The 15,241-nt window shown below is 59.0% G+C and carries 13 protein-coding genes; 6 read left to right on the forward strand and 7 right to left on the reverse strand.

Going from position 1 to position 15,241, the window contains the following annotated elements; genetic code table 11:
- Positions 1-58: 58 nt before the first annotated feature.
- Both CORTU0001_RS07670 and CORTU0001_RS07675 read right to left on the reverse strand, forming a co-directional pair.
- On the reverse strand, positions 59-802 hold the full coding sequence (locus CORTU0001_RS07670) for a response regulator (RefSeq protein WP_005325191.1): 744 nt from the start codon (positions 800-802) through the stop codon (positions 59-61).
- A complete protein-coding gene (locus CORTU0001_RS07675; protein ID WP_244262103.1) occupies positions 795-1,601 on the reverse strand; it encodes a sensor histidine kinase in 807 nt (268 codons plus the stop codon). The genes CORTU0001_RS07670 and CORTU0001_RS07675 overlap by 8 nt, the downstream gene beginning before the upstream one ends.
- Before the next feature lie 445 nt (positions 1,602-2,046).
- On the opposite strand from CORTU0001_RS07675, the gene CORTU0001_RS07680 reads away from it, so the two are divergent.
- Both CORTU0001_RS07680 and CORTU0001_RS07685 read left to right on the forward strand, forming a co-directional pair.
- Complete coding sequence (locus CORTU0001_RS07680) at positions 2,047-2,868, forward strand: PhzF family phenazine biosynthesis protein (protein ID WP_005328694.1); 822 nt, start codon at positions 2,047-2,049, stop codon at positions 2,866-2,868.
- The gene (locus CORTU0001_RS07685; protein ID WP_005328695.1) at positions 2,869-4,224 is read left to right on the forward strand and encodes a protein adenylyltransferase SelO; all 1,356 of its coding nucleotides are present in this window, start codon (positions 2,869-2,871) and stop codon (positions 4,222-4,224) included.
- An 85-nt stretch (positions 4,225-4,309) separates the two neighbouring features.
- Here CORTU0001_RS07685 and mqo read toward each other — a convergent pair whose 3' ends face one another.
- Entirely contained in the window at positions 4,310-5,806 is a 1,497-nt protein-coding gene (gene mqo / locus CORTU0001_RS07690) for a malate dehydrogenase (quinone) (protein WP_005325195.1), read from the reverse strand.
- Between the two features lie 264 nt (positions 5,807-6,070).
- Between mqo and CORTU0001_RS07695 the strand changes: the two genes are divergently transcribed.
- From CORTU0001_RS07695 to CORTU0001_RS07710, 4 genes are all read left to right on the forward strand, one after another.
- Complete coding sequence (locus CORTU0001_RS07695) at positions 6,071-7,099, forward strand: alpha/beta hydrolase (protein ID WP_005328696.1); 1,029 nt, start codon at positions 6,071-6,073, stop codon at positions 7,097-7,099.
- A gap of 27 nt (positions 7,100-7,126) precedes the next feature.
- Positions 7,127-8,530: a mycothione reductase gene (gene mtr, locus CORTU0001_RS07700; protein WP_005328703.1), complete on the forward strand. Its 1,404-nt coding sequence runs from the start codon at positions 7,127-7,129 to the stop codon at positions 8,528-8,530.
- A 316-nt stretch (positions 8,531-8,846) separates the two neighbouring features.
- The gene (locus CORTU0001_RS07705; protein ID WP_005328705.1) at positions 8,847-9,239 is read left to right on the forward strand and encodes a hypothetical protein; all 393 of its coding nucleotides are present in this window, start codon (positions 8,847-8,849) and stop codon (positions 9,237-9,239) included.
- A gap of 48 nt (positions 9,240-9,287) precedes the next feature.
- Complete coding sequence (locus tag CORTU0001_RS07710) at positions 9,288-9,686, forward strand: hypothetical protein (protein ID WP_005328707.1); 399 nt, start codon at positions 9,288-9,290, stop codon at positions 9,684-9,686.
- A gap of 193 nt (positions 9,687-9,879) precedes the next feature.
- Here the strand turns inward: CORTU0001_RS07710 and map are convergent, their stop codons facing one another.
- The 4 genes from map to CORTU0001_RS07730 all read right to left on the reverse strand — a co-directional run bounded on the left by map (position 9,880) and on the right by CORTU0001_RS07730 (position 15,231).
- On the reverse strand, positions 9,880-10,749 hold the full coding sequence (map, locus tag CORTU0001_RS07715) for a type I methionyl aminopeptidase (protein ID WP_005325202.1): 870 nt from the start codon (positions 10,747-10,749) through the stop codon (positions 9,880-9,882).
- Between the two features lie 66 nt (positions 10,750-10,815).
- Positions 10,816-12,669: a penicillin-binding transpeptidase domain-containing protein gene (locus tag CORTU0001_RS07720; protein WP_005328709.1), complete on the reverse strand. Its 1,854-nt coding sequence runs from the start codon at positions 12,667-12,669 to the stop codon at positions 10,816-10,818.
- A gap of 81 nt (positions 12,670-12,750) precedes the next feature.
- Positions 12,751-13,914, reverse strand: a complete 1,164-nt coding sequence (gene ispG / locus CORTU0001_RS07725; RefSeq protein WP_005328713.1) for a flavodoxin-dependent (E)-4-hydroxy-3-methylbut-2-enyl-diphosphate synthase — start codon at positions 13,912-13,914, stop codon at positions 12,751-12,753.
- A 108-nt stretch (positions 13,915-14,022) separates the two neighbouring features.
- Positions 14,023-15,231 carry a M50 family metallopeptidase gene (locus tag CORTU0001_RS07730; RefSeq protein ID WP_005328716.1) on the reverse strand — a complete coding sequence of 403 codons (1,209 nt, stop codon included), beginning with the start codon at positions 15,229-15,231 and terminating at the stop codon, positions 14,023-14,025.
- Between the last annotated feature and the right edge of the window lie 10 nt (positions 15,232-15,241).

Here is a 15,241-nt window from a genome sequence, read left to right on the forward strand (position 1 = left end):
TCGTGCCGCCTGACCGGCACAAAGTAACCATCCTTGGGAGTGATTTAGCAGGTCATACCTAGGGATGAGACAGCAGTTCCTCCACCGAGACCACGCCATGGGTAAGGGCGTAGAGCACAGCATGCACGCGGTCGCGCGAGCCGGTTTTCGTCAAGATATGGCGTACGTGGGTCTTGACCGTGGCCATGGAGACGAACTCGCACTCGGAGATTTCGGTATTCGAATACCCCAGTGCCATTAGCTTGAGGACGTCTAGCTCGCGTGGCGTGAGATCTTCTGCCGGAGGGGCGGTAGCTGCTGCCGCAACGGGGGTGGCATGTGAATCGGGCTGTGACGCGGACTGCCCGCTGCGCAATTGCTGCAGCACCTGTGCGGTAATGCGCGGTGAAAGGACGGCCTCGCCAGAATGTACGGTGCGAATGGCGGCGAGGAGTTCCTCCGGTTCGACGTCTTTGAGCAGGAATCCAGAAGCCCCGGCGGAAATGGCGCCATGGACAAAGTTCTGGTCATCGAAGGTGGTAAGCATAATGACTTGGGTATCCGGGAATTCCGGCAGCAGCCTTTCGGTGGCGGCGATGCCATTGACGCGGGCCATCTGGACATCCATGAGCACAATATCGGCAGGCTGCGCGCGGGCGAGGTCGAGGACTTCATCGCCATCGGATGCCTGCCAGGCAACGTCTAAATCCTCTTGGGAGCCAAGGAGCATGGCGAACCCGGCGCGCACGAGGGGCTGGTCATCTACTAGGCCAATGCGGATGGGAGCGGCATGCGATCTTGCTGGCTGCTCAGAGTTAGTCATTGGGTACCTCCACGGTGATAAAGAAGTGTCCGTCCTCTGTGCGGGTAGCAACGCTGCCGCCATAGGCCCTAACGCGCTCGCTCATCCCGATGAGCCCGTAACCGGGCTCGTGATTGTCCGGCGTGCGTGCGGCCGGGTTATCGGCGCTCAATACTAGGCCGCTTCCAGTAGAGCGAAAGCGCAGCACTCCCCTTTTATCGCGGGAATGCTTGAGCATATTGGTCAAAATTTCTTGCACCACGCGGTAGACGGTGAACTGATAGAGCTCGTCGCTTTCGGTCGGCAGGTCCTCCAGCCCGTGCACGGTGATATCGAAACCGCTGCGGCGGGCTTCCGAGATGAGTCCTGCGATATCACTCGCGCCGGGCGCCTTGGTATCGGCGCGGGAATCTCCATCTCGCAGCACGGAGAGCAATCCGCGCATCTGTTTGAGGGAATCGCGGGAGGTAGAGGCGATGGTTTCTAAGGCTTCTGTGGCCGCTGCGGGATTTTTGGCGGCGGCGAACCGGGCGCCGTCGGCAAGAGCGATAACGCCCGCTAAGTTATGCGCCACAATGTCATGCATTTCGCGGGCGATGCGGTTGCGCTCTACCGCGCCGGCCATCTCCGCACGTTCAATCAGAAGCTGCTGGTCCTCGCGCTTTTTGCGGTCATTGGTGCCCAGCAAGAAGAAAAAGCCCATGACCGGCCACGCGATGATAACAACGGAGGCTAAGGACACTAGGGGATCAATCTGTGCTCCCTCGAGCCCAAAATCAATATCACTAAAGATAAGGTTTCCAAAATGCTGTGCCCACACAGAGAAAAGGGTGCCTACGCCTATCCAGGCAATCCATACACGGCGCATGCGCTTCGGGGAATGCGCCCCAATGAGAAAAACGCAATACGCCAAGGGAAAAGCATGGACGTTACTCAGCGCGGCCAAAGGGGTAAAAAGACACAGGGTAAAGACAATAGCGATTGCGCCTATCGCCTTTTCCTTCAACTTAGGATGCAGCCACAACGCCAATGGGAGAACCACGCAATAAAGAACTAAAACGCCCCTGTGAAAGAGGGAATCCCCGTCCACTACATCAGCAGCATAAGAAACCGAAGAAACCCAGAAAAACAGCGGAATGAGAATTCTCCACGGTGGGCCTACCCACGCGCGAAGTGCATCGGGCCATAGCTTCTTCATGGCTTTCTAGGCTAGCGCAGGCGCTAATCCATAGTCCTCATCCCTGGGGCTGACTAGACTGGCGGGCATGCACCACGAGTTCTTTGAGGTTGATGTTTTTGCCACGGGTGCCTTTAACGGCAATGCCTTGGCGGTGATTGCGGGCGCCGATGGCCTAAGTACCGAGCAGATGCAGGCAATCGCGAACTGGACCAACTTTTCTGAAACCACCTTCTTGCTCGAGCCTGGCGACGCCAGCGCGGACTACCGCGTGCGCATTTTCACCCCGTACGAGGAGTTTGATTTTGCCGGCCACCCCACCTTGGGCAGCGCTGCCGCGTGGCGGGCATTAGGCAATCAGCCACGGGAAAAGGGACGCATCGTCCAAGAATGCGGCGTGGGCTTGGTAACCGTCCGCGAAGAGGGCGAAGTCTTTTCCTTTGCTACCCCGCCGCTGCGCCGCGAAGAACCGCTGAGCCCAGCGGAGCTAAAGGAGGCCTGCGCTAGGCTCGGGCTAGATAGCGCGGAAGTTGTGGACCATGGCTGGGTGGACAATGGCCCGGGCTGGCGCCTGCTTCAATTGCGCGATGCCGCGGCGGTGCGCGCGGTTGAGCCCCGGGCCGAGCGCCCCAAGGTCGGCGTTGTGGGCCTTAATCCCAACGCCACAGAGAGCGAGCCGGCCTATGAGGTGCGGGCCTTTACTACCCAATACGAAGACCCAGTCACCGGTTCTTTCAATGGCGGCGCCGCGCAGTTTATGCGCTCGCGTAACTTGGTGCCGCCGCGCTATACAGCAACACAAGGCAGCCAGATTGGCCGGTCGGGCGAAGTATTTATCAACGATGACGGCACGGATATTTGGGTGGGCGGTCGCGCCCAGATTCGCGTGCGCGGAACACTGGAGGTTTAGATGCAGCTACACCACCACTTTGCCCAGAAGCTTCCCCACTTGGTTCGCCCCACCGAGGGTGAGGAGCAACCGAACCCACAGATGGTCATCCTGAACGAGGAACTAGCCAGGCAGTTGGGCTTTGACCCGGACTGGCTGCGCTCCTCCGAGGGCATAGATTTCCTTACCGGCCGCGCGGGCGGCCACGCCATGGCCTATTCCGGCTTCCAATTCGGTGCGTTTAACCCGCAAATGGGAGACGGCCGGGCCATGCTCTTGGGCGAGGTGGAAAAGGACGGCCGGTTATGGGATCTCCATGCCAAGGGAACTGGGCTTACTCCCTTTTCCCGCCTCGGGTCCGATGGCCGCGGAACGCTATCTTCCATGCTGCGCGAGTACCTAATCTCTGAAGCTATGCATGCCTTGGGCGTTCCCACCACCCGGGCGCTGGCGGTTATTTCCACCGGTCGGCCCATTCAGCGCGGGCACGTGCAACCGGCCGGCATTGTGGTACGGGTAGCGGCCAGCCATATCCGCGTCGGTACCTTTCACCTAGCCGCGCAGACGGATTACACCCGCCAGTTGGCCGACTATGCCATTGCGCGACACTACCCTGGCGCGGACTACCAGGAGTTTTTCACCCAGGTGATGGATGCGCAGATCCGCACCGTGTCCCACTGGATGCGCTTGGGCTTTATTCATGGCGTGATGAATACGGATAACACCACCATCTCTGGCGAGACCATTGACTATGGCCCCTGTGCCTTTATGGAGGCCTATTCGCCCGCGACGGTATTTTCCAGCATCGATAGGCAGGGCCGTTATGCCTTTGGCAATCAGCCCTCCATCCTGGGATGGAACCTGGCCCGCTTGGCGGAATCCCTGCTGCCGCTCTTTGATATGGACATGAATAAGGCCATGAGCTTTGCCCAGGAATCCATCAACGGCTTTAGCGACCGCTTTGAGGACCAGCGCAGGGCAGATTTAACACAGGCTTTGGACACCTCCCTGGAGGTCGCTTCTTCTTATGCGGCTGCCATGCAGCTCAACGGCCCAGATATCACGCTGGCTCACCGCGCTCTTGCCGACGCCGCCGCGGGCCACCCCACCCTCGCCCGCGAGCTCTTTGCCGAGGGAGACTTCTTGGATGACTATCTTGCGTCCTCGCCCGATCCTTCACGCGTCGATAGCGCCATGCCGCGGGTTATCCCGCGCAACCTCGCCGTAGAATCCGCGCTGGATGCTGCCGAACGCGGGGAGATGGGCCCGTATCAGGAGCTCCTCCACGCGGTCACCCACCCGTGGGAGCCCAACCCCACCTTCGAATCGCCGGATCCTAACGGCCTCGAGGGCTACCTCACCTACTGCGGCACCTAGGGCTGCTATTACCGGCCTAGTACGCACGAAACCCTCGCACCGTCGGGAAGGCGGTGCGAGGGTTTGTGAGGTCGAAAGCTAGCTCTTAGCGGTCCAGCTTCAGGGTCTTCTGGGTGTACTCCCACATCTCGTCGTACAGCTTCTCATCGTTGCGCAGCTTGATGCCATAAGACGGAACCATCTCGCGGATCTTGTCTGCCCAATCAATCATGTGCTCGCCGAAGCAACGCTCCAGCAGCTCCAGCATGACGGCCGGGGCAATGGATGCACCCGGGGAAGCGCCGAGCAGGCCGGCGATATTGCCCTCCTGGTTATTCACCAAGGTGGTGCCGAACTCGAGGGAACCGAACTGCGGGGCGCCAGCAGGCTTAATCACCTGGACGCGCTGGCCAGCGATAACGGTCTCCCAGTCGCTTTCCTTTGCTTCCGGTACGTACTCGCGCAGGGCTTCCACGCGGTCCGAGAAGCTCTTGCGCACCTCATCGACCAGGTACTTGGTCAGGCCGAATTCTTGCACGGCAACGCCGAGGTAAGAGGTGATGTTGTCTGGGCGGATGGACTTGAACAGGTCCAGGTAGGTGCCCTTCTTCAAGAACTTCGGGCTCCAACCACCGTAAGGTCCGAAGAGCAGGCCCTTCTCGCCGTCGATCACGCGGGTATCCAGGTGCGGCACGGACATTGGCGGGGCACCCACAGCAGCCTTGCCGTAGACCTTTGCCTGGTGCTGCTCGATAAGCTCAGGGTTCTTGGAGCGCAGCCACAGGCCGGATACCGGGAAGCCTGCGTAACCGGCAACTTCCTTCACCTTTGCCTTGCGCAGCAGGTCCAAGGCGTAACCGCCAGCACCAACGAAGACGAACTTTGCCTTGACTACGGTGATGTCACCGGTGTGCTTGTTCTTGGAGTACACCTTCCACGCGGAGCCATCGCGCTTGATGTCGATGACCTCGTGGCCGTAGCGGATCTCGGTGCCGGAAGCTTTAGCTGCGGTCAGGAACTGCTTGGTCAGCGCGCCAAAGTTGACGTCGGTACCAGCGTCGGTCCAGGAAATGGCCACCTTATTGGAGAAGTCACGGCCCTTCGCCATCAGCGGCAGCTTCTCAGCAAAATCGGAATCGTCCGCGGAGAACTGCATGCCCGGGAACATGTGCTTCTCGCTCAGCACATCATAGCGGCGCTTGAGGTAATCCACCTGGATTTCGCCCTGTGCGAAGGACACATGCGGAACCGGGTTAATGAATTCGCTCGGGTCGGTGAGAATACCGTTGTTGAGCTGGTGGGACCAGAACTGGCGAGACTTCTGGAACTTCTCGTTGATGCCCAGAGCCTTGGAGATATCAATGCGGCCATTCTTCTCCGGGGTGTAGTTCAGCTCGCACAGTGCGGAGTGGCCGGTACCGGCGTTATTCCACGGGGAGGAGGATTCCAATGCGGGGCCATCGAGGCGCTCAAAGACCATTTGGGTCCAGCTGGGCTCCAACTCGCGGAGCATAGCACCCAGGGTGGCGCTCATGATGCCAGCACCGATTAGTGCTACATCGACCTCGTCTACAACCTGTGCTGTCTTCTTAGCGGAGGACACTGTGTTATTACCTCTTCGAATTGAAAATAGATATCCATCGGCGCGGTCTACGCCTTGATTTTTAGCGCTTAGCGCCCCGCGCCACCATCGCTGCACTATGACAACCTGGCAGTGCGTCACGCATTAAGGCCTTACTCTACGCTTTTCTCATCCAATTTGGGATTTCTCCCCCAGACCAGTGGCGAAAATGTGGGAATTTCCGCCCCCACCATTTACACCCCACCGGCAGCACCATAAAGTCTTCCTTGCACCTAGAATCGAGGCATGGTTACACACTCCCCGGTATGGGGCCCAGACAAGCTTGGCCCTGACTATGAAGCTGCCACCATTGACTTGGGTACAGACCCCGATGGCGAGGGCGACGTGGTCACCACCCTGGTGCACTACGCGCCGGAGCATGCGGGCGATACTGCACGTGAGTCAGCCGCCCCGTCTCGCCCGGCACTGGTGTGGCTACACGGCATGACCGATTATTTCTTCCACACCCACGTAGCCGAGCACTTTGCCGCCGAGGGTTATGACTTTTATGCCATCGATCTGCGCAAGTGCGGCCGCTCGCGCCGCTCGGGCCAGTCGTGGCACTATGCTTCGGACCTGGCGCTGTACTTTACAGACCTCACCGCCGCTCTTGATGCGATCCCCAATGATGAAGTCATCTTCATCGCCCACTCCACCGGTGGCTTGATCGCCCCGCTGTGGATGGATCATCTGCGCCGAACCGACCAAGAACGCCACCAACGCTTGGCGGGCCTCATCCTTAATAGTCCATGGCTGGACATGATGGGCGTGCCCGGCCAGGTCCTCACTCCCCTCAAGCCGCTGCTCTACACATTGGGCCGCATCGCCCCCATGACTCCCCTGCCTGGTGGCAACCTCACTGCTTACGGCGAGTCCGTGCATAAGGATTTCTACGGCGAATGGAATTTTGACCTCCGCTTTAAGCCACTGGCGGGCCATAAGAAATATGTCGGTTGGATAGCCGCGGTATTCCACGGCTTTGATGCTATTCACAGCGGCCGCGTTGATGCCGGCGTCCCCATCTTGACGCTGCAGTCCACTCGCACCCAATTGGGTCAGCCTTACTCCGACAGCGTGAACCACGCAGATGTCATCATCGACGTTGCGCAAACGCGGCGCTGGGCAAAGGAACTTAGTGCCCACTACACCTTGCATCCCATCAAGGGGGCTAGGCACGATGTGTTCCTATCGCTTCCGGACCCGCTCCAAGAAGCTTTTGACGCCTGTGACAAGTGGCTGCCCACCGTCCTAGAAACCCCACAATCTACTCAGTAATTAAGCCCCTATATATAAGGAATAAACGTGACTACTTCACACCAGTCCCACACGCCCGCTGCCGAGGAACATTTCGACCTCATCATCATCGGCACTGGCTCCGGAAACTCCATCCCTAGCCCGGATTTTGATGACCGGAAAATCGCCATCATTGAAAAGGGCACCTTTGGCGGGACCTGCCTCAACGTAGGCTGCATTCCCACCAAGATGTATGTCTACGCCGCCGATATTGCCCTAGCGGCGCGCGAGGCCGGCCGGCTCGGCCTTGATGCTCAGGTCACTAGCGTGGATTGGGATTCCATCGTGGACCGGGTCTTTACCAACCGCATCGACCAGATTGCCCAGGGCGGCGAACAGTACCGTCGCGGCGAAGAAACCCCGAACATTACCGTGTTTGATGAGCACGCCCGTTTCGTCGGCCCGAAGACCATTCAGACCGGCGAGCATGTCATCAGCGGTGACCAGATCGTCATTGCCGCCGGCTCCCGTCCGGTGATTCCGGAGGTCTATGCCAACTCGGGCGTGAAGTACTACACCAATGAAGACATCATGCGCATGGACCACCAGCCAGAAAGCCTCATTGTGGTAGGCGGTGGCTACATCGCCATGGAGTTTGCCCACGTCTTTGACGGCCTCGGCACCAAGGTGACCGTTGTCAATCGCTCCGAGACCTTGCTGCGCCACTTGGATGATGACCTGTCCAGCCGCTTCAACCAGATTGCTCGCGATCGCTTCGACGTGCGCATAGCCAATGGCACCAAGCTCGAGGAAACTGACACGGGCGTGCGGTTGGAGCTCGACAATGGTGAGTCCGTGGAAGCAGAAGCGATTCTGGTTGCTACTGGGCGCACCCCAAACGGCGATCAGATGGATCTGGACAAGGCGGGCATTGAACTGCTTGCCGACGCCCGCGTGAGCACCGACGAGTTCGGCCGCACCACCGCCGAGGGTGTTTGGGCGCTTGGCGATGTCTCCTCGCCGTACATGCTAAAGCACGTAGCCAATGCGGAGACCCGCGCCGTGCAGCACAACCTGCTCCACCCCGAAGATCTCCGCCCACTGCCCCACGACAATGTCCCTGCCGCGATCTTTACCCACCCACAAATCGCCACAGTGGGCCTAACTGAGAAGCAGGCACGCCAGAAGGGCTTCGACGTCACCGTCAAGGTACAGAACTTTGGCGACGTTGCCTACGGCTGGGCTATGGAAGATAGCACCGGCATATGCAAGCTGGTGGCAGACCGCGATACCGGGCAGCTTCTCGGTGCTCACCTCATGGGTCCACAGGCCTCTACCTTGATCCAGCAATTGATTACCGCGATGGCCTACAAGTTGGACATGCGGGAGTTCACTCGCAACCAATATTGGATCCACCCTGCGCTGCCAGAAGTAGTGGAAAATACCCTTTTGGGACTGGAGTGGAATAAGTGAACTGTTACGTGATCCTTCTCACACTCCTCCAGTTTCTTCCCAGGGTTTAGGACGTTTTCCCACTTCACGCCAAGGAAGTCCCATTCACAATTTCAGGAAATTCACCACCATAAAGGGGCCCAAATTAATTTAATCGCTGAAATTCCGGTCTTTGACGTGCAAAAGGACGGGAGTTTTACTAAATTCACTTGGGACACCGGCTCGAGCCGATACGAACACGGCTACCGCGTGTTTATGAATACCGCCTGTGTATTCAATAACACTTTGGTTTCCCAGTGCGGAAGCCTTGCAAGTACGACTTTTAAGGAATTTTGATATGCGTATCCGCAATGCAGCAATCGCTGGCGCAACCGCTCTCGCCGTTGCCTTCGGCGGCACCACCGTCGCTTCCGCTGCCGACACCGTCAACCAGAACGGCAACAACGTCACCGTAGAGCAGGCTAACCCTTCCAAGACTGGTAAAGGCCAGGCCGAGGACCAGACTCCAGAGGACTACACCCCTTCCCTGTCCTCCAAGCTTGGCCACAAGCTCGAGGGCGACAAGGCAGCTAACGGCGTTGCCATCTTTGGTTCTTCCAAGGACTTCTCCGGCCAGCCAGCATGGGCAAAGGTCTTCTACGGTGCAACCGTTGTAGCAGGCGTTGGTGCCCTGCTCGGCGGCATCATCGGCCCTGTTTACAACTTCTTCGTACACGGCCCGTCCTTCTAAGCAACAGCCACACGGCTCAATCAAAACTTCCGAAAGGTAATTTTCACAATGCGTAACTTCCGCACCGCAGCCGTTGCTGCTGCTACCGCTGTCACCGTAGCTTTCGGCGGCGTTGCCGTCGCTTCTGCAGAGTCCTCCACCGCCAACGAGAGCACCGGTTCCTCCCTGTCCTCCAGCTCCTTCACCCAGAAGGGCAAGGAGTGGGGTGCATGGACTCCGGGCGAGGACGGCAAGCCGGTCGTAACTGCAGACAACCAGGTCACCGGCGAGGACATGTTCGGCAAGGAAACCTCCGAAACCATCCCGGAGTGGGCTTCCAACTGGAAGAAGGGTGCTACCGCACTGGGCATCACCTCCGTTATCGGCGCAATCATCGGCGCTTACAACTACGCTGTTTACAACGGCATCATCCCGCAGCACATCTTGGACCCAATCTTCCGCCGCTAATTGTTAGCCGCAGATTGGCTCTAGATAGCTAGGGCTTGCACGGGCCTCGTTCTTGTAACGAGGCCCTTTTTGCTATATATAGTCGCTCCGATAGGGCAGACTGCTCCGTGGGAAGTCGGCAAGAATACAAGGCCGCCTCCACTCCCCTTCTCTGGAAATGGAGGCGACCTTCAGTTTGTTCTGAGACTAAGTACTAGTCCTCATCTGGAATGGTAAGGATTTCATTGCCGTCTTCGGTGATGACGAGGGTGTGCTCAAACTGGGCAGTGAACTTGCCGTCAGTGTTTTGGACGGTCCAGTCATCATCCCAGATCTCGTAATCCAAGGAGCCGAGGTTAATCATCGGCTCAACAGTTAGGGTCATGCCAGGCTCAAGGATGTCGCGGTACACGGTCGAGTCATGGTGTAGGACCACAAGACCGTTGTGGAAGGTTGGTCCGACGCCGTGGCCGGTGAAATCGCGCACGACGTTGTAGCCGAAGCGCTTGGCATAAGACTCAATAACGCGGCCAATGACGTTAATCTCACGGCCGGGCTTTGCGGCCTTGATGCCGCGCATGGTGGCCTCCTTGGTGCGCTCTACCAGCAGGCGGTGTTCCTCGGAGACATTACCGGCGAGGAAGGTGGCGTTATTGTCGCCGTGGACGCCGTTCTTATAAGCGGTGATATCGATATTGACGATGTCGCCATCCTCAATCACGGTGGTATCCGGGATGCCGTGGCAGACAATCTCGTTGAGGGACACGCAGCTGGACTTGGGGAAGCCGCGGTAGCCCAGCGTGGACGGGTAAGCGCCGTGGTCGCACATGTACTCGTGCGCCACGCGGTCCACGTAATCAGTGGTTACGCCCGGCTGCACGGCCTTTCCGGCCTCCTTGAGGGCGTTGGCTGCGATCTTGCAGGCCTCACGCATCTTCTCAATGACCTCTGGGGACTGGACGTAGGGCTCGCCTACGGCCTCCTGCACCTCGTCTTTCCACACGTACTCGGGGCGCTCGATGCTCTCCGGCACGGTGAGGATCGGAGTGGGCTTGCCTGGCTTTAGCTTTCCTCGATTACTCATGGTTTCCCATGGTAGTCCTCTGCGCCCATAATGCAGCAGCCGGGGTCACGAGGGCAGGCGGGGTTTCTACCCTTCGGCCGGCGGAGCCGCACCCTCGTGCGGTCCGGACCGGTAGTCATCGACCTTCTGCAAGAAGTTGCTAGTGATATTGACCGAGACATCGGAGCCGCCGCCCAAAACCACGAGGGTGGCAAAGGCGATATCGTCTTCTTCCCGGTAACCGGTAAACCAGGCGTGCGAGCCCTCGTTAATCTCGGCCTCACCGGTCTTGCCGTAAATCGTGCCGCCCGCCGCCATGCTGCGTGCGGTACCGCTAGTAACCACTTGGCGCATCATGGCGCGGACGTTATCTAGCACAGGCTTCGAAATCTGCTGCGGCTTATCGGAGGCTTTGGTTTCGTGGCCTTCGATAAGCGTGGGCGTAGGCGTCTTGCCATTGGCAACCGTTGCGGAGACAAGCGCCATGCCGAAAGGGCTAGCCAAGTCGTAACCCTGTCCATAGCCAGCTTCAGTGCGCTCGAGTGGTTCTTTGCCCTCCGGAATGGAACCGGTAATGGTAGTAAGGCCCGGTATATCGTATTCCACGCCGAAGCCAAACTTTTTGCCCATATCCTTCAACTCACCAGGCTTAAGCTTGGTGGAAATATCCGCGAAGGTAGTGTTGCACGATTGTGCAAAGGCTTGGCTGAGCGGAACGCTGCCTAGGGCGAAGGCATTGTAGTTGGTCACCACGCGGCCAAAGATATCCATGGTGCCAGGGCACGGAACGATGGTATCGGTATTAAGCCCTTGCTTTTCTACGCCGGCCGCCGCGGTGAGAATCTTGAACACCGAGCCCGGAGGGTACTGACCTTGTAAGGCTACATCGCCGTCTTCATCGGCTTTCTCGGTTTGGGCGACGGCCAAGATATCGCCATTGGAGGGCCGAATGGCTACGAGCATGGCCTGGGAATCGGCACGCTCATTGACCGCCTCCTGCGCGGCACGCTGCACGTCGTAGTCCAGACCTACCTTGATCGATGGCGCCGCATCAGGGTCGTGCTTTTCCACATCAGAGAGCGCCGCACCATTTTCATTGACCACGGAAATGGACCAGCCGGTTTGGCCATCGACCTCATCCTGAACCGCGGAACGCACGCGCGACATCAGATCGGGTGCCAGGCCACGGTCGCGGGTGACCAGAGCCGGTTCTTCATTGAGGCGCACGCCGTCTATTCCTTCCACCTTGGGGCGCACGGCCTTGGCTTGATCCTCCGTAAACATGGTGACGGAAAAGGAGCCGTCTGCATCCTCCAATTTTTTCGCCAGATCCTTGGCATCCATCTCCGCAATGGAGTCATCCTGGCGGTGGGCGGCAGCCAGTGCGCCGCTGACCTTGGAAGCGGTGGGCCGCACATCATCCAGCGAGCTGGTATCTACCACCAGCCGGTAATTCAACCCCGGGCTCATCAATTCCACCCCGTTGGAAGAAACCACGCTGGCGCGCTCTGCTTCCAGTGCGCGCAGTTCCAGGTGCTGATTTGCTCCCAGGTCGGGGTGGATAAGGCTTGGCTTCCACCGCACCGTCCACTCATCCTCAGTCTTGGTCAGCGTCATCTGCGTGTCATAGCTCAAGGTACGATCCTTGGGTAGATCCCAGGTGACCTTGTAGTTCGCCGTGGCGAGGTTCTCATCTTGGTCCACGCCTTCAAGCTCAATGTCGAGCCCCTCGGCCTGCAGGCCGGAGTAGGTGGCATCGAGGGCGGAGGTGGCGTCCGAGGGGGCGTCGGTAAGCGCGGCTAAGCCGTCATTGTTCCGGGACTCCATCCCCTGGAGGAATTCCTCCGCCACCGGTTCCGCTGAAACCGGCTTCGGCGTACAGGCAACCACGCTGGTGGAGGCGAGCGTGATAGTTGCAACCAGCGCGACCAACTTCTTCATGTCTTGGCACTCTAGCAGCGCAAGCGCCAAAAAAGACTGCCCCACACCGAAGTGCGGGGCAGTCTGCTCAAAGTGGGTGAATTACTGGGTTACGCGAACCTCAGCCTTGGCGCCTTCCACGGCTTCCATACCCTGCTCATCGGCAATGCGCATGGCCTCTTCAATGAGGGTCTCCACGATCTTGTCTTCCGGCACGGTGCGAACGACCTCGCCCTTAACAAAGATCTGACCCTTGCCATTGCCAGAAGCAACACCGAGGTCGGCATCGCGGGCCTCGCCTGGGCCGTTGACAACACAGCCCATCACGGCAACGCGCAGCGGGAACTCCATGCCGTCCAAGCCGGCGGTAACTTCTTCTGCCAGCTTGTAGACGTCCACCTGGGCGCGGCCGCAGGACGGGCAGGAGACGATTTCCAGCTTGCGCGGGCGTAGGTTGAGCGACTGCAGAATCTGGTCGCCCACCTTGATTTCCTCTACCGGCGGAGCGGACAGGGACACGCGAATGGTATCGCCAATGCCTTCTGCCAGCAGTGCGCCGAAGGCCACGGAAGACTTGATGGTGCCCATGAACTTCGGACCAGCCTCGGTCACGCCGAGGTGCAGCGGGTAATCAGTCTTTTCCGCCAGCTGGCGGTAGGCCTCCACCATCAAAACCGGATCGGAGTGCTTAACGGAAATAGCGATATCGCCATAACCGTGCTCCTCAAAGAGGCCAGCCTCCCAAATCGCGGACTCTACTAGCGCCTCCGGGGTGGCCTTGCCGTATTTTTCCAGCAGGCGCTTGTCCAAGGATCCACCATTCACGCCGATACGGATGGGAATGCCGGCATCGCCTGCAGCCTTAGCAACTTCCTTCACGCGGCCATCAAACTCGCGGATATTGCCCGGGTTCACGCGGACGGCGGCACAGCCGGCATCGATGGCCTGGAAGATGTACTTCGGCTGGAAGTGGATATCCGCAATCACCGGGATCGGAGACTTCTTGGCAATGGCCGGAAGTGCCTCCGCGTCGATGGGCTTAGGGCAAGCCACGCGCACGATATCGCAGCCGGAAGCGGTCAGCTGTGCGATCTGCTGCAGCGTGCCGTTGATGTCGTGCGTCTTGGTATTGGTCATTGACTGCACCGAGATGGGCGAGTCAGAGCCGACGCCGACCGGGCCCACCTGCAGCTGACGAGTCTTGCGGCGCGGGTGCAGGACTGGTGGTGGGCCGTCTGGGATTCCTAGACCGATGGGGGTCGACATGAATTCTCCTTGTTGAAGCACAGTAAATACATACGGTGGGTGATTAACGCCCCCACTCTAGCACTGCTTGCTTTATGCCTGAAGTGCACGCAGCGGGGGCTGCGGCGGCTAGCCAAATAGCCGAATGGGGTTGACCACATCGGCGACGATCACGATGGCCCCAACACCCATCAGCAGCGCGGCCATGACATAGGTCACCGGCATCAACTTGGTGTAATCGGCCGGCCCCAGCGCGGGCTTGCCCGCCAGTGTGCGGATGCCATCGCGCAGCTTTTCATAAATGATGACGGCGATATGTCCGCCGTCGAAAGGCGGCAGCGGAATCAGGTTAAAGAGCGCGAGGAAGAAATTCAGGGTGGCCAGCATCATAAAGAACATCGACCACAGGGAGCGCTCCGCCAATTCGCCGCCCACGCGAGAAGCGCCGACGACAGACATCGGGCCATCGGCCTCGCGTTCGTGGCCAAAGATGGAGGCCACCACACCCGGAATTTTGCCCGGGAATTGCTTCAGCCCGTCGATCGTTGCGCTCAGTGAGTAGGTGCTAAAGCGCCAGGTTGCCGGCAGGGCGTCGACGGCGCCGTGCTTTTCGACGACATCGATAAGCTGATTGCTCAGCCCGATTGAACCAGCATCCACTAGCTCGCCGTCGTGGTTCAATCGCTTGACCGTATCGAGGTGAACCGGGAAGTCCTTTTCTTCCCCACCGCGCTCAACCGTCAGCGTGATGGTCTCGCCGGGGCGCTGCATTATCTCATCGCGCAGCTGGGCAAAAGAATCCAGCTTCTGGCCATCGAGGGCCACGACGATATCGCCCTCCTGCACGCCGGCCTTTCCAGCGGGGCCTTCACCCGTGCACTTTTCCAGTTCTTGGTTCGGCTTTTGATTGGCCGAGCAGGTCACCTCGCCCACGCGCGGGCGCACGTCAGCATCCGGGTTGGGCAGGCCGGCCGTCATCGCCACAAAGTAGAGGATGACAAAGCCCAAAATCAGGTTGACACCGATGCCGCCGGCCATCACGATTATGCGCTGCCACCACGGCTTTTTATACATCGCATGGGGCTCTTCTTCCTCGGTGAGGAATTCATCCTGGGCGGTCATGCCAGCAATATCGCAAAACCCGCCCACTGGGAAGGCCGCAAGTCCATATTCGGTGTGGCCCTTCCGGAAGGAAAATAGGCGCGGCCCAAAGCCAATAAAATAGCGGCGCACGCGCATGCCAAAGGCGCGCGCGGTGAGCATATGGCCTGCTTCGTGCAGCGCTACGGTGAGCCCGATGCCAAGGGCGAAAAACACAATGCCCAGCAAGTTTGCCATGGTGTGAAAG

The sequence above is a fragment of the Corynebacterium tuberculostearicum SK141 genome (assembly GCF_000175635.1).
GTDB classification, from domain to species: domain Bacteria; phylum Actinomycetota; class Actinomycetes; order Mycobacteriales; family Mycobacteriaceae; genus Corynebacterium; species Corynebacterium tuberculostearicum_C.

Coding starts and splice junctions, on each gene's coding strand:
- CORTU0001_RS07720 (WP_005328709.1), bottom strand. CDS start 12,669: ATGAAGAAGTTGGTCGCGCTGGTTGCAACTATCACGCTCGCCTCCACC.
- CORTU0001_RS07705 (WP_005328705.1), top strand. CDS start 8,847: ATGCGTATCCGCAATGCAGCAATCGCTGGCGCAACCGCTCTCGCCGTT.
- CORTU0001_RS07670 (WP_005325191.1), bottom strand. CDS start 802: ATGACTAACTCTGAGCAGCCAGCAAGATCGCATGCCGCTCCCATCCGC.
- ispG (WP_005328713.1), bottom strand. CDS start 13,914: ATGTCGACCCCCATCGGTCTAGGAATCCCAGACGGCCCACCACCAGTC.
- CORTU0001_RS07695 (WP_005328696.1), top strand. CDS start 6,071: ATGGTTACACACTCCCCGGTATGGGGCCCAGACAAGCTTGGCCCTGAC.
- CORTU0001_RS07710 (WP_005328707.1), top strand. CDS start 9,288: ATGCGTAACTTCCGCACCGCAGCCGTTGCTGCTGCTACCGCTGTCACC.
- CORTU0001_RS07685 (WP_005328695.1), top strand. CDS start 2,869: ATGCAGCTACACCACCACTTTGCCCAGAAGCTTCCCCACTTGGTTCGC.
- map (WP_005325202.1), bottom strand. CDS start 10,749: ATGAGTAATCGAGGAAAGCTAAAGCCAGGCAAGCCCACTCCGATCCTC.
- CORTU0001_RS07730 (WP_005328716.1), bottom strand. CDS start 15,231: ATGGCAAACTTGCTGGGCATTGTGTTTTTCGCCCTTGGCATCGGGCTC.
- CORTU0001_RS07680 (WP_005328694.1), top strand. CDS start 2,047: ATGCACCACGAGTTCTTTGAGGTTGATGTTTTTGCCACGGGTGCCTTT.